The 19853-nt window shown below is 71.9% G+C and carries 18 protein-coding genes; 7 read left to right on the top strand and 11 right to left on the bottom strand.

Going from position 1 to position 19853, the window contains the following annotated elements:
- Window positions 1–63: 63 nt before the first annotated feature.
- The 4 genes from ACIQPR_RS04940 to ACIQPR_RS04955 form a co-directional block, all read right to left on the bottom strand.
- Window positions 64–549, bottom strand: coding sequence for an ATP-binding protein (locus ACIQPR_RS04940; protein WP_403641967.1), 486 nt, complete (start codon window positions 547–549; stop codon window positions 64–66).
- Window positions 550–1043: 494 nt separating this feature from the next.
- Entirely contained in the window at window positions 1044–1889 is an 846-nt protein-coding gene (locus ACIQPR_RS04945) for an acyl-CoA dehydrogenase family protein (RefSeq protein WP_403641970.1), read from the bottom strand.
- A 3-nt stretch (window positions 1890–1892) separates the two neighbouring features.
- Window positions 1893–3026 (bottom strand): acyl-CoA dehydrogenase family protein, encoded by a 1134-nt coding sequence (locus ACIQPR_RS04950; RefSeq protein WP_403641973.1) that lies wholly within the window; start codon window positions 3024–3026, stop codon window positions 1893–1895.
- A complete protein-coding gene (locus ACIQPR_RS04955) occupies window positions 3026–4222 on the bottom strand; it encodes an amidohydrolase family protein (RefSeq protein WP_403641975.1) in 1197 nt (398 codons plus the stop codon). Before ACIQPR_RS04955 ends, ACIQPR_RS04950 begins: the two co-directional genes overlap by 1 nt.
- A gap of 86 nt (window positions 4223–4308) precedes the next feature.
- Between ACIQPR_RS04955 and ACIQPR_RS04960 the strand changes: the two genes are divergently transcribed.
- Window positions 4309–5838: a class I adenylate-forming enzyme family protein gene (locus tag ACIQPR_RS04960; protein ID WP_403641978.1), complete on the top strand. Its 1530-nt coding sequence runs from the start codon at window positions 4309–4311 to the stop codon at window positions 5836–5838.
- On the opposite strand, the gene ACIQPR_RS04965 is transcribed toward ACIQPR_RS04960, so the two are convergent.
- Together ACIQPR_RS04965 and ACIQPR_RS04970 are read right to left on the bottom strand one after the other, a co-directional pair.
- On the bottom strand, window positions 5822–6334 hold the full coding sequence (locus ACIQPR_RS04965; RefSeq protein ID WP_403641981.1) for an EF-hand domain-containing protein: 513 nt from the start codon (window positions 6332–6334) through the stop codon (window positions 5822–5824). The two genes, ACIQPR_RS04960 and ACIQPR_RS04965, sit on opposite strands and share 17 nt — an antisense overlap.
- A gap of 164 nt (window positions 6335–6498) precedes the next feature.
- Complete coding sequence (locus ACIQPR_RS04970; RefSeq protein ID WP_403641983.1) at window positions 6499–6885, bottom strand: STAS domain-containing protein; 387 nt, start codon at window positions 6883–6885, stop codon at window positions 6499–6501.
- A 324-nt stretch (window positions 6886–7209) separates the two neighbouring features.
- Between ACIQPR_RS04970 and ACIQPR_RS04975 the strand changes: the two genes are divergently transcribed.
- Window positions 7210–7791 carry a sigma-70 family RNA polymerase sigma factor gene (locus ACIQPR_RS04975; RefSeq protein WP_403641986.1) on the top strand — a complete coding sequence of 194 codons (582 nt, stop codon included), beginning with the start codon at window positions 7210–7212 and terminating at the stop codon, window positions 7789–7791.
- Between the two features lie 59 nt (window positions 7792–7850).
- Window positions 7851–9041: a maleylpyruvate isomerase N-terminal domain-containing protein gene (locus ACIQPR_RS04980; RefSeq protein ID WP_403642934.1), complete on the top strand. Its 1191-nt coding sequence runs from the start codon at window positions 7851–7853 to the stop codon at window positions 9039–9041.
- Between the two features lie 35 nt (window positions 9042–9076).
- On the opposite strand, the gene purU is transcribed toward ACIQPR_RS04980, so the two are convergent.
- Window positions 9077–9958: a formyltetrahydrofolate deformylase gene (gene purU / locus ACIQPR_RS04985; protein ID WP_403641988.1), complete on the bottom strand. Its 882-nt coding sequence runs from the start codon at window positions 9956–9958 to the stop codon at window positions 9077–9079.
- Window positions 9959–10021: 63 nt separating this feature from the next.
- A complete protein-coding gene (locus ACIQPR_RS04990) occupies window positions 10022–10522 on the bottom strand; it encodes a hypothetical protein (RefSeq protein WP_403641991.1) in 501 nt (166 codons plus the stop codon).
- Window positions 10523–10639: 117 nt separating this feature from the next.
- Between ACIQPR_RS04990 and ACIQPR_RS04995 the strand changes: the two genes are divergently transcribed.
- On the top strand, window positions 10640–11953 hold the full coding sequence (locus ACIQPR_RS04995; RefSeq protein ID WP_403641994.1) for an ABC transporter substrate-binding protein: 1314 nt from the start codon (window positions 10640–10642) through the stop codon (window positions 11951–11953).
- A gap of 46 nt (window positions 11954–11999) precedes the next feature.
- Here the strand turns inward: ACIQPR_RS04995 and ACIQPR_RS05000 are convergent, their stop codons facing one another.
- Complete coding sequence (locus ACIQPR_RS05000) at window positions 12000–13694, bottom strand: hypothetical protein (RefSeq protein ID WP_403641997.1); 1695 nt, start codon at window positions 13692–13694, stop codon at window positions 12000–12002.
- Between the two features lie 201 nt (window positions 13695–13895).
- Window positions 13896–15281 (bottom strand): transcriptional regulator, encoded by a 1386-nt coding sequence (locus ACIQPR_RS05005; RefSeq protein ID WP_403642000.1) that lies wholly within the window; start codon window positions 15279–15281, stop codon window positions 13896–13898.
- 256 nt (window positions 15282–15537) lie between these two features.
- Here ACIQPR_RS05005 and ACIQPR_RS05010 point away from each other — a divergent pair, with 256 nt between their 5' ends.
- The 3 genes from ACIQPR_RS05010 (at window position 15538) to ACIQPR_RS05020 (ending at window position 18665) form a co-directional block, all read left to right on the top strand.
- On the top strand, window positions 15538–16200 hold the full coding sequence (locus tag ACIQPR_RS05010; RefSeq protein WP_403642003.1) for a bifunctional DNA primase/polymerase: 663 nt from the start codon (window positions 15538–15540) through the stop codon (window positions 16198–16200).
- An 84-nt stretch (window positions 16201–16284) separates the two neighbouring features.
- Complete coding sequence (locus ACIQPR_RS05015; protein ID WP_403642006.1) at window positions 16285–17058, top strand: ABC transporter ATP-binding protein; 774 nt, start codon at window positions 16285–16287, stop codon at window positions 17056–17058.
- Window positions 17055–18665 carry a transporter gene (locus tag ACIQPR_RS05020; protein WP_403642008.1) on the top strand — a complete coding sequence of 537 codons (1611 nt, stop codon included), beginning with the start codon at window positions 17055–17057 and terminating at the stop codon, window positions 18663–18665. Before ACIQPR_RS05015 ends, ACIQPR_RS05020 begins: the two co-directional genes overlap by 4 nt.
- A gap of 51 nt (window positions 18666–18716) precedes the next feature.
- Here ACIQPR_RS05020 and ACIQPR_RS05025 read toward each other — a convergent pair whose 3' ends face one another.
- Window positions 18717–19574 (bottom strand): alpha/beta fold hydrolase, encoded by an 858-nt coding sequence (locus tag ACIQPR_RS05025; protein WP_403642011.1) that lies wholly within the window; start codon window positions 19572–19574, stop codon window positions 18717–18719.
- Between the last annotated feature and the right edge of the window lie 279 nt (window positions 19575–19853).

Below are 19853 nucleotides of genomic sequence, written 5' to 3' on the forward strand. Positions count from 1 at the left end.
TGCCACAGGGCGCGCACGGAAGCACGGCCCGGCGCATCTCCGCCCGGCACTTGCAGAGGACATCTACACGGCTTCGTACGCGAAGCCCTCGAACCCTCCGTACGCCGTGACACCGCCCCCGAACTCGGCGGCGGCCTCCCGGGGTTGACTGCCCCGGTCCAGCTCGCACCAGATGCGCTTGCCGGTGCCCTCGGCGCTCCAGCCCCAGCGGTCGGCCAGGCCGTCCACCAGCGCCAGTCCGCGACCGCCGGTCTCCTCGCCGTCCGCGCACCGCGGCGCCGGAGCCGTACAGCTGGTGTCGGCGACCTCGACGCGGACCGTGGCCGACTCGGTCGCCTCGTCCGGCAGGGAGAGCCGCAGCACGGCCGGACAGCCGGTGTGCACCACCGCGTTGGTGACCAGCTCGGAGACGAGCAGGATCAGCGTCTCCGCGAGCGGTTCGTCCGCTTCTATCCCGGACCCGGCGAGCCGGGAGCGCGCCCATCTCCTGGCCCGCCCCACCTCCGCGGGGTCGGGCCGGATCTCCAGCTGCACTTGAAGCACCTGCACCGCTCACACCATCCGAACCGGCGGACACATAGCCTCGCGCCTCACGAGGGCCACGATCGTAGCCATTCTCTGCATGGCCAGAACAACGACCGCAGCCAGGGTCACGGAACGTGAATCCCTTGCGAGACAGCATGATTGACGTTCCGTCACCCCAACAAGCGCTTCGGGCATATTCCAGCGCGAAGGAGTACGCGTGCGGGATACTGTGCGACGCTCATTCCGGGGAGTCGAACAGGCTGGGGTGAAAGCCCGTTCTGCCATACGAACTGCGGAGCGCACCGCCCGATCCGGAGCCGCCTCACAGGCAACACCGGCATGGCTCGTACCTTGAACCACTCGCATCCCACACAAGGTACCGGAGCCCCGAGTCGACTCCGGGCCGTGACGAGTCACGCATAGGACACAACCCGATATCAACGCTGCGTGATTCCGCCGTGCCACGATCCGTGACACCGTTGTCGAAGCGGCTCCGGGAACCGCAGGCAGGCACGTCACTACACCGCTCCGGCCACCAGATCGGCCGCGAGCAGCTCCTCACTCTCCGTGCCGCCGCCGCCACGCCGGGCCCGCACCCATGTCCGCTTCAGATGCAGGTGGACCTCGGACTCCCAGGTGAAGCCCATCCCGCCGTGCACCTGGAGACAGTCCCGGGCCCCACGCACGGCCGCCTCGTCGGCCAGCAGCCGGGCCGCCGCGATGTCCGCCGGGTCGCCGGTGACGGCCGCCGCGTACACGGCGGCCCGCGCGACCTCGGCCCGCACCAGCAGCCCGGCGCACAGATGCTTTACGGCCTGGAAGGCCCCGATGGGCTGCCCGAACTGCTCGCGGGTCCGGGCGTGTTGCACCGCCAGCTCGCACACGCGCGTGGCGGTGCCGAGCTGCTCGGCGGCGGTGAGCAGCACGGCCACGGGGTCGGTGCGCGCGGGCGCCGGCACCCGGTGCAGCGGGGTCAGCGGATCCACCGACCGCAACGCCACGGCGCCCTCGGCACCCGGCAGCACGACATCGGCCTCGGCCAGCCACTCCACGAGCCTGCCGTCGGCGGCGGCGACGACCGTCTCGCCCGTGGCCGCTCCCGGCACGGTCCCGGCGGCGAGGTGGGTGGCCACCAACGGCCCGCACACCAGGGCCCGCCCGGTCTCCTCGAACGCCAACGCGGCCTCGGGCAGCCCGAGTCCGGCGCCGCCCTCGGCTTCGGGCAGCCGCAGCGAGAACAGCCCGAGGTCGCCGAGGGCCCGCCACAGCCCCCGGTCGAGCCCGCGTCCACCAGGCCGGCGGCCCACCACGTCCCGCACGGCGGCCCGCAACGCCTTCTGTTCCGGCGTCAGTTGAAATCGCACCGTTCACCGCCCCTTCGGCAGCCCGAGAATCCGCTCGGCCACGATGTTCCGCTGGATCTGCGAGGTCCCCGCCGCGATGGTGTACGACAGCGACGAGAGCCGGTCCAGCACCCAGGGCCGGTCCAGATCGAGGGACTCCACGCCCAGCACCTCCGCCGCCACGTCGTACAGCTCCTGGCGGGCGTGCGAGTAGCGGAGTTTGAAGACCGAGCCGCCCACCCCCGGAACACCGCCGGAGGCCTCCGCCTCGCTCACGTTCCACTGCGTCAGCCGCCACAGCGCCCGGAACTCGGCGTTCAGCCTGCCCAGTTGCCGCCGCAGCACGGGATCGTCCCACCGGCCGGTGCGCCGGGCCTCGCCGGCCAGTTCGCCCAGCACCCGCCGGCAGGCGACGACCTCGCCCACGAAGGCCGTGCCCCGCTCGAACGACAGCGTCACCATCGTCACGCGCCAGCCGTCGTTCTCCTCGCCCACCCGGTTGCCGGCCGGCACCCGCACCTCGTCGAGGAACATCTCGGCGAACTCCGCCGACCCGGCGAGCGTCCGCAGCGGCCGTACGGTGATGCCGGGGGCGTCCATCGGCATGGCGAGCCAGGTGATGCCCCGGTGCTTGGGCGCCGAGGGGTCCGTCCGCACCAACAGCTCGCACCAGTCGGCGACTTCGGCGTGCGAGGTCCAGATCTTGGAGCCGGTCACCACGTAGTCGTCGCCGTCCCGGCGCGCGCGGGTGCGCAGGGACGCGAGGTCGGAGCCGGCGTCCGGTTCGCTGAAGCCCTGGCACCACACCTCGTCGCCGCGCAGCACGGGCGGCAGCCAGCGCTCCCGCTGCTCGGGCGTGCCCTCGGCGGCGATCGTCGGGCCCGCGTGCAGCAGCCCCACGAAATTGGCGCCCACGTAGGGCGCGCCCGCCTTCTCGGTCTCCTCCAGGAAGATCAGCCGGGTGGTCGGGGACGCGTCCCAGTGCACATCGGCGTACCCGGCGTCGTAGAGCATCCGCTGCCAGTCGAGGTCGTAGCCGCGTCGGCCCGGCCAGTCGTCCGGGGACGGCTTCGCGGGCAGGGTGGGGAGGATCTTGGCGAGCCACTCGCGCAGCCGGGCCCGGTACTCGTCCTCCTCGGCCGTGTAGGACAGGTCCATTACCGGTCGAGGTCCAGGCCCAGCATGCGGATCGCGTTGCCCCGCATGAGCTTGTAGACGGTCTCGTCGTCGAGGCCCTTGACGTGGTCGAGGGCGACCTCCTTGGTGTGCGGGAAGGTCGAGTCGACGTGCGGGTAGTCGGTCTCGAAGGTGGCGTTGTCGCGCCCGACCACGTCCAGCGAGGCGACGCCGTGCTTGTCGCGGAAGAAGCAGCAGAACATCTGGCGGTAGTAGTACGTGGACGGCGGGTCCGGGATCAGGTCCCGCACGCCGCCCCAGGCGCGGTGTTCCTCCCAGACGTCGTCGGCGCGTTCCAGGGCGTACGGGATCCAGCCCATCTGCCCTTCGCTGTAGGCGAGTTTGAGGGTCGGGAACTTCACCAGGACGCCGCTGAAGAGGAAGTCCATCATCGAGGCCATCGCGTTGTTGAAGGAGAGCGAGGCCTGGACGGCGGGGGGTGCGTCCGGGGAGGCGGCGGGCATCTGGGAGCTGCTGCCGATGTGCATGTTGACGACCGTCCCCGTCTCCTGGCAGACGGCGAAGAACGGGTCCCAGTAGCCGGAGTGGATGGACGGCAGCCCGAGGTAGGTGGGGATCTCGGAGAAGGTCACCGCGCGCACTCCGCGTGCCGCGTTCCGTCGGATCTCCGCGACCGCCAACTCCACGTCCCACAAGGGGATCAGGCACAGCGGGATGAGCCGGCCGCCGCTGTCGCCGCACCACTCCTCGACCATCCAGTCGTTGTAGGCGCGGACGCAGGCGAGCGCGACCTCCTTGTCGTGCGCCTCGGCGAAGGTCTGGCCGCAGAAGCGCGGGAAGGTCGGGAAGCAGAGCGAGCCCTCGACATGGTTGAGGTCCATGTCCGCGAGCCGGGCCTTGGGGTCCCAGCAGCCGCGCCGCATCTGCTCGCGGGTGATGCCCTCCAGGGTCATCTCGTCGCGGTCGAAGCCGACGGCGGCGATGTTGCGCTTGTACGGGAACTTGAGGTCCTCGTAGATCCACCAGTCGGTGGGCGGGCCGTCCGGGTCCATCGTGATCTGGTACTTGCCCGCCACGTAGGCGAGTTCGCCGATCCCCGCGGTGAGGGGCTGCGGGCCGCGCTCGCGGTATTTCGCCGGCAGCCAGGTCTCGAAGAGGTGCGCGGGTTCGATCACGTGGTCGTCGACGCTGATGATGCGGGGCAGTTCGGTGGCCATGGGTTCCCCTCCGCCGGACGGTACTTATCTGATGACCCGTCAGATAGCATGTCACCTGACGAGTCGTCAGCCAAGCAGGGGGCACCATGAACGAGACGCCGCACTCCCTGAGTTCCGCCCCCACGCTGTGGGAACTGGTCGTCCGCCGGGCCGACCTGACCCCCGACCGCCCGGTCCTGCTCCAGGACGACCGCGCCCTGACCTTCGGCGGGTTGCGGGACCGGGCCGAGCGGGTGGCGGCGGGCCTGTACGGCATGGGCGTACGGCCCGGCACGGTGGTCGCCTGGCAGCTGCCCACCCGGATCGAGACCGCCCTCCTCTCCTTCGCGCTGGCCCGCCTGGGCGCCGTACAGACACCGGTGATCCCCTTCTACCGGGACCGCGAAGTCGGCTTCGCGCTGCGGGAGTCGAAGGCGGAGTACTTCGCGGTGCCGGGCACCTGGCGCGGCTTCGACCACACCGGGATGGCCCGGCGGCTCGGCGCGCGGGGGATCTTCGAGGCGTACGACGACGCCCGACTCCCGGACGGGGACCCGGCGTTGCTCCCGCCGCCGCCCGCCGACGGCACCTCGGTGCGCTGGATCTACTGGACCTCCGGCACCACCTCCGACCCCAAGGGCGTGCTGCACACGGACCGTTCGCTGATCGCGGGCGGCTCCTGCCTCGCGCACGCGCTGCGGCTGAGCGCGGACGACGTGGGCTCGATGGCCTTCCCGTACGCGCACATCGCGGGACCCGACTACACGGTGATGCTGCTGCTGTACGGCTTCCCGGCGGTGATGTTCGAGCAGTTCGCGCTGCCGGACGCGCTGGAGGGCTACCGCAGGCACGGGGTGACGGTGGCCGGCGGCTCGACCGCCTTCTACTCCATGTTCCTCACCGAGCAGCGCAAGCAGCCGGGGACCAAGGTCATTCCCTCGCTACGGCTGCTCGCGGGCGGCGGGGCGCCCAAGCCGCCGGAGGTCTACCACTCCGTCGTACGGGAGATGGGCGTCCAGCTCACCCACGGCTACGGCATGACCGAGGTGCCGATGATCACCATGGGCGACCCGGAGGACACCACCGAGAACCTCGCCACGACCGAGGGCCGGCCGCCGGAGGGGATGGAGATACGGATCGCCGAGGGCGGGGAGGTGCGGTTGCGCGGCGAGGCCGTGTGCCAGGGGTACCTGGACCCGGCGCAGACGGCGGAGGCCTTCGACGCGGACGGCTTCCTGCGCACCGGCGATCTGGGGACCGTGACCGACAGCGGGCATCTGATCCTCACCGGGCGGCTCAAGGACGTGATCATCCGCAAGGGCGAGAACATCTCCGCGAAGGAGATCGAGGACCTGCTCGCCGCGCATCCGGACGTCGGGGACGTCGCCGTCGTGGGACTGCCGGACGCGGAGCGCGGGGAGCGGGTCTGCGCGGTGGTCGAACAGCCGCCGGGGGCCGGGGAGTTGACCCTGTCGGCGGTGACCGGCTATCTGCGCGCGGAAGGGCTGTCCGTGCACAAGCTGCCGGAGCAGCTGGAGATCGTGGACGCCCTTCCGCGCAACGAGACCCTGCGCAAGGTGCTCAAGTACAAGCTGCGGGAGCGCTTCGCGGATACCGGGGCTACTCGGGGACGGTGAAGTAGCGGGCGAAGGCGGAGACGATCTCCGCCTCGCCGACCTTGCCGTCGCTGTCCGTGTCGAGGGCGTCGGCGGCCATCGCGGCGATGTCGTCGGGCACCCCGAGGGCCTTGAGGACGCGCACGGTGTCCGCGATGGTGGCCGAGCCGTCGCCGTCCGGGTCCGCGACGTCGAGGGCCGCGTGCAGGAAGGGGCGGCCGATCTCGGCGAAGCGCTCCGGGTTGTCGCGCAGCCGCTTGACCGCGCCGTTCACGAACTCCTCGCGGCTGACCCGCTGGTCTCCGTCCCGGTCCGCTATCCCCGCCATGCCCTGCCAGAACGCCTCCGCGCCGATGTACAGGGCCTGTCCCTTGTCGGAGCGGGCCGCCGTGCCGAACTCCGCGAGCAGCGCCTTGGCCGCCGAGCTGAAGTCCTCGCGGTCGATGAAGCCGTTGCCGTCCTGGTCGAAGGTGGCGAACCGGGCGGCGATCCGTCGCTCGTACTCGGTGCTGACCATGTCTTTCGGGCCGCCTTACTCATGTGGGGGTGCACTTGGCAGGGAGCGTACGACGCCGGGGCGGGTCCGGGAGCGGAAAACGACGCTTGTACCAAGACCGGGGAAATTCCGAAACAACGGCGTCACGCCGCAACCCCACAGCGTCACGCCGGAACCCCGCGGTGTCACGCCGAGAGAGGGTCCGCCTCGTCCTCCGCGTCGTCCTCTGTGGCCGTCATCACATCGGGGTAGACGTCGAACAGGCGACGCACGCCGAGGGCGCCGAGGACCCGGTTGACGTGCGAGCCGTCGACCGCGCCCTCGGCCGGCAGGATCAGCCGCAGACGCCCCTGGCAGGAGCGGATGAGGCGGCGGGCGGCTATCAGCACACCGATCCCGCTGGAGTCGCAGAACAGCACCTCGGAGAGGTCCACGACCAGGCTGTGGCGGCCCTCCGCCACCACGTCGTGCACCCGCTGGCGCAGCACCGGCGAGGTCATCAGGTCCAGTTCGCCGGACACGAGGAGCACGGACCAGCCGCCGCGCTCGCCGTCGTTCACTTTGAAGGCCACCGTCGCGCCTTTCGCTAGCCGGAACTCCCGGAAACCGTCCGGAAACGGAAGCCGTACCTACGCTTCCTTGCAGCGCGGCTGCCCAGCGGCCGTTCCCTGAAACACGGGGACAGAAACGGAAAGCGGTCCGAAGAGGCTTGTTTTAGTCACCTTCGATCCTGTTCGATCAGTTGTGAACCGGGTAGGCACTCGTCCGCTACCACCCGCTCCTCCTCGGGGGCGTGCAATTGCAGGAAGGGGCGTGCGCTGTCCGAGGTGCCGACTACATTCGAAGAGACGGTGGGCGCACGCTTGACTCGGGCACGGACACGGTGAGGGGGCCGCATGGCGACGAAGGACGCACCGCCCCGATGGGACCGCAAGATGCAGCAGCGGCTGGCCCGCGGCGAGGCGGCGGCCCTCGGTGAGCTGTACGACCGCTTCGCCTCCCTCGTGCACGCCCTCGCCCACCGCGTCCTCGGGGACGAGCGCGCCGCCGACGGCATCACCCGCGAGGTCTTCGCCCACGTCTGGGAACACCCCGACGCCTACGACCCCAAACAGGGCCCGCTGCGCTCCTGGGTGGCCGCGCTGACCGCCCGCCTCGCCGTGCAGCGGCTGCGCGCCACCGAGACCGCCGCACTCGCCCGGGGCGGCCAGGGCTCCACCGAGGAACTGGAGCGCAAGGTCCGCCGCGCCTCCGTCGCCGCCCGCGCCGACTACATCGTCACGTCCATGCCCGCCCCGCTGCGGGCCGCCCTGGAACTGGCCTACTTCCAGCGCCGCGACTACCGCCAGACCGCCGTGGACCTCGGCGTCACCGAGGACGAGGCCCGCCGCCGGCTGCGCCTGGGCCTGCAACTCCTGTCCACCGCCCACGACACCGGCGCACCGCCACAGCCGGCGGGACCAGGGGGTGCGGTGTGAGCGACGCGAACGACGAGCACGAGGCGTACGAGGAGCCTGCCGTGCCGCCCCGAATCCCCATGCCCCGGGCCTCCGTCGAGGACGGCGGGCAGCCGTTGCCCGAGCCGGCCGAGGGCGCGTCCCGGCCCGTGCCGCTGGTGCTGGAGCACCCGGTGCTGAAGGCACTGCTCGGCGCGTGGGCGCTGGCCGCGTGCTCGGCGGCGGAGACGGCCGCCGTGGAGGAGCACCTCGGCGAGTGCGGGGCCTGCGCGGACGAGGCGCTGCGACTGCGCGGGGCGGTCGGCCTGCTGCACCCCGTCGAACCCCTCGACCTCGACCCCGGCCTGCGCACCCGCGTCCTGACCGGCTCCTTCGACCGCCGGCCACCGCGCATCCCGGTGCCCGAGTGGGCGACGCCGTACGACGCCGAGACCGCGCGCCTGGACGCCCTGCTCCAGGACATAGGCGACGCCGAGTGGCACGCGCCCGTGCGGCTGCGCTGGTTCGACGGCCTGGCCCCGACGAGCCGCCGTACGACCGTCGCCGGGGTGATCGCGCATCTGCTGACCGTCGACGGGCTGGTCGCCGCGGCACTGGGGCTCGACGACCCGCTCACCGGGGAGGACGCCGCCAAGGCCACGAACCCCGCCGCGCGCACCGAGGCGTACTGGCGCGCCTCGTACTTCCCGCCCACCCGCTCCATCCGCGCACCCTGGCGCGAGCAGAGCCACACCATCGTCCGCACGGTCTCCTTCACCGGCACCACCACCGGCAAACGGGCCGTGTCCTACGGCGACTTCGAGCTGCCGCTGCACGACGCGATGCTCGACCGGGCCTTCGAGTGCTGGGTGCACGCGGAGGACATCGCGGAGGCGGTCGACTATCCGTACGAGCCGCCGTCGCCGCGCAGCCTGAACCGGATGATCGACCTCGCGGCCCGCATGCTGCCGGTGGCCCTGGCCGAGCGAAGGCGCCACGGGTTGGCCGCGCCGGCCGAGGGACGGCACCTGGTCCCGGCCGGACATCCCGGCCGCAGCCTGCGGCTGGAGATCGAGGGACACGGCGGCGGCGAGTGGATGATTCCGCTCGACTCCCCCGGAGCGGTGGGCTCCGCCGAGCGCGAGGTCGCCCATATCGCCCTGGACGGCGTGGAGTTCTGCCACCTGGCCGCGGGCCACGTGCCGCCGGAGGAGGCGGCTGCCGGGCAGGTGGGGGATCGGGGGGCGATCAGGGATGTGCTGTTCGCGACGGCGAGCCTGAGCCGGATGTAGCCGCCCGCCCGGCCCGGCCCCCGAGTCCCCGGGTCCTACGCGAACACGACCGTCCGGCGGCCGTTGAGCAGGATCCGGCGTTCCGCGTGCCACTTCACGGCCCGGGCCAGCGCCTGGCATTCGACGTCCCGGCCGATCGCCACCAGCTGGTCCGGGGTGACGTCGTGGCCCACCCGCTCGACCTCCTGCTCGATGATCGGGCCCTCGTCGAGGTCGGCGGTCACGTAGTGGGCCGTCGCGCCGATCAGCTTGACGCCCCGCGCATGCGCCTGGTGATACGGCTTCGCGCCCTTGAAGCTCGGCAGGAACGAGTGATGGATGTTGATGATCCGGCCGCTGAGCGCCTTGCAGAGGTCGTCGGAGAGGACCTGCATGTAGCGGGCGAGGACGACGAGTTCGACGTTCTCCTCGCGCACCAGGTCCAGGACCCGCGCCTCCGCCTCGGCCTTGTTGTCCTTCGTCACCGGGATGTGGTGGAAGGGGATGTGGTACGACTCCACGAGCTCGGCGAAGTCGGTGTGGTTGGACACCACGGCGGCGATCTCCACCGGCAGCGCCCCGATGCGCGCCCGGAACAGCAGGTCGTTGAGACAGTGCCCGAACCTGCTGACCATGAGGACGATGCGCATCTTCTCGTCGGCCCGGTTGATCTGCCAGTCCATGTGGAAGGAGTCGCCGATCGCCGCGAAGCTCGCGCGCAGCTTGTCCACGGTCACCGGGGGCTCCGCCGAGAAGTGGACGCGCATGAAGAACAGTCCCGTGTCGCGGTCGCCGAACTGCTGGCTGTCCTCGATGTTGCAGCCGGTCATGAAGAGGTAGCTCGACACGGCGTGCACGATGCCCTGTTTGTCGGGGCAGGACAGGGTCAGGACGTACTGGTCGGCGGGCGCCGCGGCTCGGGTGGACTGCGCGTTCATGCGGAACAGGGTCCCATATCCCCCCGAGCCGGGAGACCGGCGTCCGCCACCCGGACCGGCCCGCTAAGCGGAGCGCGTCATGATCTGAAGCAGCTCCAGCGTGCGCGGCGGCGCGTCCGGGTCCTCACCGTCGCTCGACGCCATCCGCACGTGCGCGTCACGGGCCGCCCGTACCGCCTCCGGCCACGCCTGGTGGTCGACGTACGCGGAGACCGGGGCGTCGGGCCCGACCTGGTGCATGATCCGCAGCACCCGCAGGACGGCGGAGTCGACGAGGGCCGCCTCCTGGGAGTCGCGGAAGATCGTGCCGACGTACTTCTCGGCGGACCAGTTGTCCAGCCAGGTGTCCTCGACCAGGCGGTAGACGGCGTCGGTGACGTCCCCGTACCCGTCGACCCCGGCCAGCCAGACGTCTCTCTGGAACGCCGGATCGGAGAGCATGTGCAGCGCGGAACGCACGTTGCTGCGCCAGCGCCACCACGGCATGTCGTTCAGTGGCATGCCGCCCATGGTGAAGGAGCGACGGGGGCGACGGGAAGAGTTCTCCGGAGCTTGCACGGTCATCGATCGTACGTTCCCTGTCACACTCACAGGAACGCCCCCCGCAATTCACCTCCGCGTCACCACTTGTTGACCACCAGTCACTTCCCGGTTAGCGGTGTGGCGGAAGCGTGTGTGTACATGACCGGCAGGCGACGCAACCGCAGCACCTTCCTCCCCACGATCACCCGGCCCGTCAGAGCCACCGCCGGCTCGGCGGCGGCGCTGCTGGCGTGCGCGGCGCTCACGGCCGGCTGCGGGGTCATCCCCGGCACCGCGGGCTCCACGGACACCGCGATCACCGTCATGACCTGGGCACCCTGGGACACCAACGCGACCAACAAACCCGGCATGCCCGCCATGGCGACGGCGTACGCGAAGTGGATCAACAAGCACGGCGGTCTCAACGGCCGCAAGCTCAAGGTCCTCACCTGCAACGACCACAACACCAGCGTCGCCGCGGCACAGTGCGCCCGGCAGGCCGTCAAGGAGAACGTCGTCGCGGTCGTCGGCTCCTACAGCGAGTTCAGCGACTCGTTCTTCGCCCCGCTGGAGGGCGCCGGCATCCCGTACATCGGCGGCTACGGCGTGACGAGCGACGAGTTCACCCGCGCCCTGTCCTACCCCGTCAACGGCGGCCAGCCCGCGCTGCTGGCGGGCCTCGGCAAGGAACTCGCCCCCGGCTGCGGCACGGTCACCCTGGTGCGGCCCGACTCCATCGCCGGCGACGACCTGCCCCCGCTGCTGAACGCGGGGCTCAAGGCGGGCGGGCACGGACCGGCCGCCGACCAGCTCGCGGCCGACAACGCCACCGAGTACTCCAGCCAGGCCGCGGACGCCCTGAAGAGCGCGTCCGGCGGCAGCTCCGCGAAGGAGGGCTGTGTGGTGCCCTCGCTCGGGGACCGCACCGACACCTTCATGGACTCCTTCCGGCGCCAGCGCCAGGACTATCCCGCGGTGCGCACCGCGACGGTGCTCGGCAGCGTCGACCAGACCGAGATCAACTCGACGGGCGGGCAGTCCGGGCCCTACGAGGGCTCGTACATCACCGGCTGGTACCCGGTCGCGGGCGACGCGCGCTGGGACCCGATGAAGAAGGCCGTCAACGAGGTGGCCTTCGGGGACAACCGCATCGACCCGGCGGACGCGGGGGTGGAGACGACCTGGATCGCCTACACCGCGTTCAAGACGGTCGTGAACTCGCTCGGCAACGGCGAGGTGAGCGCCGACACCGTGCGGCGCGCCCTGGACGACGGCGTCAAGGTCACCACGGGCGGGCTCACGCCGACGCTCCAGTGGAGCTCGACCGACGACGACGATCTCGCCTCGGTCGGCCTGTCCCGTCTGGTCAACGCCTCGGTGACGCTTCAGGTCGTACGCAAGGGCGTTCTGGTGTCGGCGAAGAAAGGCTTCTTCGACATGACCGGCACATTGGAGAGCGCGGACCTCGACTGAGGTCCGCGCCCCTCCGCGCCCGTCGGCGCCGTCCGGTCCCGCCCGCTCAGAGCTGGGTCGGCTGCCGCTGGGTCAGACCGTAGGTCTTCGCGATCGTGTTCCAGAGCGCGGCGGCCTTGGTCTTCTGGTTGCTGGCGGTGCCGCTCGCCGCGTTGCCGGCCGCGGTCTGGCCGGTGGTGCGGGCCTGGCCCTTCTTGCAGCCGTGCTTGCCCGCGGCCTGGTCGGCCCAGGCCGCGTAGTGGTTGTCGGCCGCCGCGGACGCCTTCCACGCATTGGTGAGCGCGGTCGTCAGGGCCGCGTGCTCCGGCAGCTTGTCCACCGTCAACTGCGAGAGTTTCGTGACCAGTTCGGTGCGCTGCCGGGCCGCGTCCCGCAGGTCGGAGGCGGAGTCGCCGAGGTTGTCGCAAGCCTTCACATTGCCCACGGCCCGGATCACCGAGGCGCGGCTGCTGCCGCTGTCGGCGAGCAACTTGTCCAGGGCGACGGCCTGTTGCTCGGCCGCGTCGGTGCCCGCCGACGCGGAACCGCCGGTCGCGGGCGAGGTGGCGGCCACCGTCCGATCGCCGTCGCTCTTGCTCCCGCCACCGCTGAGCAGCGCCCCGGCACCGACCCCGAGGACCGCGAGGACGACCCCGACCCCGGCGATCAACGGCACCCGCGAACGGCGCCCGCCCCGGTCGCCGTCGTCGTCCTGCCCGGGCGGGGCGTACGAGGGCTGCGCGTAGCCCTGCTGCCCGTACCCCTGCTGCTGCCCGTAGCCCTGCGGCCCCTGGCCCTGACCCTGGTGGCCGTAGCCCGGCTGCTCGGCCTGCGGCGGCGGCTGTTGGAAGCGCGGCAGCTGCTGTGTGGAGCCGGCCGGTGTCTCGCCCCGGCCCGCGTCGCTGCGGAAGAGGTTGTCGAACTCGGCGGGCGGCTGCCGGTCCTCCGCCCCGCCCCCGTACCCGGGAGCGGCGCCCTGCGCGGGCACCGGCGGGAGGAACTGCGTGGGCTGCGCGTCGGGATGCGCGGCCGACGGCATCGGCCCCGCGCCGCCGGACACCTCCGGCGGCAGCGCCCCCGGCAGCACCGGCGGCAGGAACTGCGTCGCGCCCTCGTCACCGGGAAGGTTGACCACCGGCGGGATGAACTGTGTCGCGCCCTCGTCGGCCGGCGGCAGCGGGGCACTCGGGAACGCGGACACGGACGGCGCGGAGGAGGAGACGGGCGGCAGGGGCGCGCCGCCGCCCGCACCGGAAGCGCCGTATCCGTAGCCGTAGTCCGGTGCGCCGGAGCCGTAGCCCGGTGCGCCCGCCGGGTACCCGGCGGGCTGCTGCTCCGGGGCGTATCCCGGATTCGGCGTGTACTCCTGGGCGTACGACTGCTGCTGCACGCCGTAGGCCGCGTGCTGGGCGCTCTCCTGGGGCAGCGCGCCCGGCTGGCCGGGGACGCCGTCGTGGGCGCCCCACGGGGAGGTCTGCCCGGGGGCGGTGTCCCACTGCTGCGGCTGCTGGGTGTCGCCCCAGCCCTGGCCCGGCGGCGGGGCCGGGCTCCGGTGCTGGGGATCGTGCTGCTGGTCCGGGCCCCAGGACCCGCCCCAGGCCTGGCCGGCCGGGGGTGTGCTCGGCGGCTGCCCCGCCGACTGGAGGCCACCGCGTCCGCCCGTCATACCCGGCAGGAGGGGTTCGCCTCCGTCGGAGGGCAGCACGATGCCTTCGCGCGCGGGTCGCGCCGAGGGCTCCTCGCCCTGTCCACTCTGCGTCACCGGGACTCCTACGAATGGGGGACCTTCGGGATCGTCGGTTCACGCTACCGGGTACCCCGAGCCCGGTGCCACGCAGCACTGGACTGGACCTCTCCACTTGTGACGCCGATAACAGTCCCGGCCCCTCCTCCGCTCCAAATCCCGCCGTACGCCCCCCTTTCGCCCCGGTGGGCGGCACCGGGAACTCCCGTCACTCCCTGTTCACGCGGCGGCCTGCAAGTCCATCCGGGCCCCGAACTCCCGCACCACCGGCTCGTCCCGGTACGGCTCCAGGCGCTGCTGGAAGTCCTCCAGGTACTCGGCGCCCCGGTTGGAGCGCAGCGAACCGAGCAACTCCACCGCTTTCAGGCCCGTGTTGCAGGCCTGCTCGACCTCGCGCTGCTGCACCTGCGCGCTCGCCAGCAGGACATAGCCGATGGCCCGGCGGCGGGCCCGCGACTCCGGGTGCCCGTCCAGGGACTCCTGCGCGCACCTGGCCGCCGCCTCGGCCTGCCCCAGATCGCGGTGGCAGTGCGCCAACTCGTCGGCGAGATACGCCTCGTCGAAGTGCCCGATCCACGCCGGGTCGTCCCCCGACGAGGGATCGGCCGCGTCCAGCGCGCTCACCGCGCGCCCCGACGCCAGCTGCGCCGAGCGCGCGTCACCCATCAGGGCGTGCCCGCGCGCCTCCGCCGCGTGGAACATCGCCTCCGCCCGCGGGGTGACCCGGCCGCGTGCGCCCTCCTGCGCCGCGCGCGCCAACTGGGCGATCTCCCGCGGGTTTCCGAGCTGCGCGGCGAGATGACTCATCGAGGCCGCCAGGACGTACCCGCCGTACCCGCGGTCGCCCGCCGCCTGCGCGAGGCGCAGCGCCTGGATGTAGTACCGCTGGGCCAGGCCGGGTTGGCCGGTGTCGACGGCCATGTAGCCGGCGAGTTCCGTCAACCGGGCGACGGCGGCGAACAGTTCACGCCCCACGGCCTCCCGGTAGGACCCCGCCAGCAGTCCGGAGACGACACTGTTGAGGTAGTGCACGACGACCGGGCGGACATGCCCGCTGCCGTACTGGTGGTCCAGTTCGCTCAGCGCCTGCGTCATCGCGCGCACGGCCGCCACGTCGGACTGCCCCACCCGCGGTCCGGCCGCGCGCGCGACCTGCGAGTCCGGCGAGGAGATCAGCCAGTCACGGCTCGGCTCGACCAGCGCGGACGCGGCGACCGACGACCCGGACAGGAAGTCCCGGCGCCCCACGTCACTGCGCCACAGCTCGCAGACCTGCTCGATCGCCCCGAGGACGGTCGGCGAGAACTGGAGACCCACGCCCGACGCGAGGTTCTTGCCGTTGGCCATGCCGATCTCGTCGATCGTGACCGTACGGCCCAGCTTGCGGCCCAGCGCCTCGGCGATGATCGCCGGAGCGCGCCCGCGCGGCTGCTGCCCGCGCAGCCAGCGTGCCACGGACGTCTTGTCGTAGCGCAGGTCGAGACCGTGCTCGGCGCCGCACATGTTGACCCGGCGGGCCAGCCCGGCGTTCGAGCACCCCGCCTCCTGGATGAGCGCCTGCAACCGTTCGTTCGGCTGCCGCGCGACAAGTGGCCTTGCGGCCATGGCGTACCCCCTGGGAACAACCCCTGAAGCGAAAAGATCCGGCCGAGAAGATCAATGCCCAGCGAACCCGGCGAAAATGCGAAGCATGCGAGGAATGCCGGGGTGAAGGCTCGCACCCGCCCCTCACCTGGCTACCCAGCTCCCGCCCTCGGTCCTCCCGCGCGCCCCCGCACATGCATCCATGCGCCCCAGTTGCGGAATCGATGCTCCTCCCCCGCGCGCGCTACAGCCGTAACCCGAGGTGGGTGCGGGAGTTGTGTTGGGCGTGGAAGAGACGATCGCGGGCACCGAAGCCGCTCAGATTCCGAAGCAGCGCGGGGAATCGCTGCTGGAGACAGCCGTACGCTACGCCGAGGAGCGCCACTGGGACGTCTTTCCCGGCACCTGGCTGGAAGCCGTCGACGGGGTGCAGCACTGCTCCTGCGGCGACCGCGCGTGCGCCGCACCCGGCGCGCACCCGGCGCGCGAGGACTGGGCGACGCAGGCGACGGGCAGTGCGACGGTCGCGCGACGGATGTGGCAGAAGCAGCCAGGGGCATCGATTCTGCTGCCGACCGGGCGGACGTTCGACGCGATCTCCGTGCCGGAGACCGCGGGGTTCCTCGCGCTGGCGCGCATGGAGCGCATGGAGTTGACGCTCGGTCCTGTCATGTTGACGCCCGCGCGGCGGATGGAGTTCTTCGTCCTGCCGGGGGCCTCGGTGAAGGTGCCGGACCTGGTGCGGAGGATCGGCTGGTCCCCCGCCACTCTCGATCTCGTCGTGCTCGGTGAGGGCGGGTATGTGGCCACGCCTCCGACGCGGTTCGGGTCCCGGGGGGCTGTGCAGTGGGCCTGCCGGCCGACCGCCGCCAACCGCTGGCTGCCGGACGCGGAGGAGTTGATCTCGCCGCTCGCCTACGCGTGCGGGAGGGATCGGTAGCGTTGTCGGGAGCGGGTCCGGTGGGGGCCGGTCGGGCCGTTCCCCGCGCCTCTCGGGCGGGTCACCTGACCGTAGGCTTGATTCATGACGTCAGCCGCTGTGCGCGTACACGGACTCTGGAAGCGGTTCGGGCAGCAGGTCGCTGTCGCCGGGATCGATCTGGAGTTGCCCTCGGGGAAGTTCATCGGGCTGGTCGGACCCAATGGCGCGGGGAAGACCACGACCCTCTCCATGGTGACCGGGCTGCTGCGACCCGATCAGGGCACCGTCGAGGTCGTCGGGCACGACGTGTGGCGCGACCCGGTGGCGGTGAAGGCGCGGATCGGGGTACTGCCCGAGGGTCTACGGCTCTTCGAACGGCTCTCCGGGCGTGAACTCCTCGGCTACAGCGGGCGGTTGCGGGGGCTGCCCGGGGCCGAGGTCGACAAGCGGGCCACACAGCTGCTGGACGTGCTCGACCTGGCCGGGGCGCAGCACAAGCTCGTCGTCGACTACTCCACCGGTATGCGCAAGAAGATCGGGCTCGCCGCCGCTCTCCTCCACAATCCCGAAGTCCTGTTCCTGGACGAGCCGTTCGAGGGCGTCGACCCGGTCTCCGCGCAGACCATCCGGGGCGTCCTGGAGCGCTACACCGCCTCCGGCGCGACCGTCGTCTTCTCCTCCCACGTCATGGAACTCGTCGAGTCGCTCTGCGACTGGGTGGCCGTGATGGCCGCCGGCCGGATCCGCGCCCAGGGCACCCTGGCCGAGGTGCGCGGCGAAGCCCCCACGCTCCAGCAGGCGTTCCTCGAACTCGTCGGGGCGAGCGCCCGCGACCACGCCACCGACCTCGACTGGCTGGGCGGCGGCGCCCGATGAGCGGCCCCGGCACGTCCCCGGCCTCGATCACCCCCGTCGTCGTACGGCTGAAGCTGTCGTTGTTGCGCAACGGTCTGCGGCAGTCCGGTGGCCGGCGGGCCGCGTATGTCGCGTCGGCGGTCGTGGCGCTGCTGTTCGCGGCGCTCCAGCTGCTCGGGCTGATCGCCCTGCGCGGGGACGCGCACGCCGACTCCGTGGTCGTCGTCCTGGTGTCGGTGCTGGGGCTGGGCTGGGCGGTGATGCCGCTGTTCTTCCCGACCGGCGACGAGACCCTCGACCCGACCCGCCTGGTGATGCTGCCGCTGCGGCCACCGGCTCTGGTACGGGCGCTGCTGGCGGCCTCCCTGGTCGGCATCGGCCCGCTGTTCACGCTGGCGCTGCTGCTCGGTTCGGTGCTCGCGGTGGCGCACGGCGCCGCCGCGTACGTCACGGCCGTCCTGGCCCTCGCCCTGTCGCTGCTGGTCTGTGTGGCCCTCGCGCGGGCCGTCGCCGCCGCCAACATCCGCCTGCTGACCAGCCGCAAGGGCCGGGACCTGGCGGTGCTGAGCGGGCTGGTGATCGCGATCGGCGCGCAGTTGGTCAACTTCGGTGCGCAGCGCCTCGGTTCGTCCGGGCTGGCCCAACTCGACCCGGCGGCCGAGGTGTTGCGCTGGGTGCCGCCCGCGTCGGCGATCGGCGCGGTGGACTCGGCGAGCCGGGGTTCCTACGGCCCGGCGGCCGACCAACTGGCCCTGTCCCTGGGCGCTTTGGCGGCCCTGCTCGTCCTCTGGTCGCGCAGCCTCACCAAGCTGATGACCACGCCCGACGGCTCCACGCTCCCGTCCGCCGAACCGGCCGCGAAGGACAGGGCGGCCACCGGCGGCATGGCCCGGTTCCTCCCGGGCGGGCGCACCGGGACGGTCATGGAACGCAGCCTGCGCTATGTGTGGCGCGACCCCAAGACCAAGGCCGCGTGGGTGACTTCACTGGCGATCGGCCTGATCGTGCCGGTGTTCAACGCGCTCCAGGGCACCGGCTCGGTCTACTTCGCGTGCTTCGCCGCCGGGATGCTCGGCATCCAGATGTACAACCAGTTCGGGCAGGACACCTCCGCGTTCTGGATGGTCGCGACGACGATCTCCACGACCCGGGACGCCTACGTCGAACTCCGCGCCCGCGCACTGGCGTTGCTGCTCATCACCGTCCCGTACGCGGCGCTGGTGACCGTCCTGACGACGGCGATGCTCGGCGACTGGCACCGGCTCCCGGAGGTCCTCGGGCTCTCCTTCGCGCTCCTCGGCGCGATGCTGGCGACCGGCGCCTGGACCTCGGCCCGCTTCCCCTACTCCATCCCCCAGGGCGGCCACAAGAACGTCGCCCCCGGGCAGGCGGGCCTGGCCTGGATCTCCATCTTCGGCGGCATGGTCTCGGCGGCCCTGCTCTGCTCCCCCGTCATCGTCCTCACGATCTGGTCCAACGTGAGCGCGCAGGGCGACGACTGGCGCTGGCTGCTGCTGCCGGTGGGCGCGGGGTACGGGGCGGCGGTCACGTATGCGGGGCTGCGGCTGGCGGCGCCGGGCACGGCGCGGCGCCTGCCGGAGATCCTGGCCGCGGTGAGCAAGGGCTGACGCGCGGCTTTCTCTCTCGGGGGCGCGAACTCCCCGCCCCCGCAGGCGATCTCAGACCAGCACCCCGTCGAGGAACGGCTCGATGGCCGCCCGCCAGGCCTCCGGCTGGTCGTAGAAGACGAGATGCCCGGCGTCCCCCACCTCCGCGTACTCCCCCCTGGGCAGGACCCGCACCATCTCCTGCGCCTCGGCCCGCCCCAGCTCCCCGTCGAGCCCCCGCACCACCAGCGCGGGGCACCGCACCTGGGCCAGCTCCTCCCAGTGCGCGTCGTACACCCAGGTCTCCCGCGACTTCAGCATCTGCTCCGGCTCGAACACCGGCCGCCAGCCGTCGGGGGACTCGTGCATGACCTCGGCGTAGAACTCGCCCCGGGACGGGTTGGGCCGCTCCACCCACGGATCGTCCTCGCCGAACCACTTGCGGACGTCCGCGAGGGTGGCGAAGGGCGCGGGCCAGGACTTGAACCAGTCGGACCACTCCCGCTGCGAGGCCGCGCCCAGCGCGGACGCCCGCATGTCGCAGATGATCAGTCCCCGGACGAGATCGGGCCGCTTCGCGGCGAGCTGCCACGCGGTCAGCGCGCCCATCGCGTGGCCGATGAGGACGACCGGGGCGAGCCCCAGCTGCTCCAGCGCGGCCTCCGCGTCCTCGACGTAGGCCTCGCGGGTGAACGCCGCCTGCGCCGGCTTGTCGCTCTGGCCGTGGCCGCGCTGGTCGAGCGCGACGGCGCGATGCCGTGCGGAGAGCCAGCGGGCGGTGGACGCCCAGTGCGAGGCGCGGCCCATCAGGCCGTGCAGCAGGAGAACTCCGGGTGCCCGCTCGATCTCCGCCGACTTGGGCGGGTCCGCGAACTCCCATGCGGCCAGGCGTACGCCGCCTGCTCCGGTCACGTCGATGCGTCGCGCCATTGGTCCTGGCACCCCCCTAGCCACGCTCTGCCGCTTGTGCCGTTCCTTCTTGCTGCTGTCTCTTCTCTTGCTCGTCTCTTCCTACAGGTCACGCCCCGCGCGTTTCACCACCCCCAGGTTATCGAATGCAGATTCGAAAATGCCGTTCCGGGCCGTAACACCCCTCGTTCGAGTGACCCGGCTCAAGGAATGATCGCCGCCGCCGAGGGGAGATCTTCAGCGGGAGGCGGACCGATCGGGGAAACCGGTCCGAGGGGAATGACCCTGAGAGCTCGGGGC

This window comes from Streptomyces sp. NPDC091280, assembly GCF_044768565.1.
GTDB lineage: Bacteria > Actinomycetota > Actinomycetes > Streptomycetales > Streptomycetaceae > Streptomyces.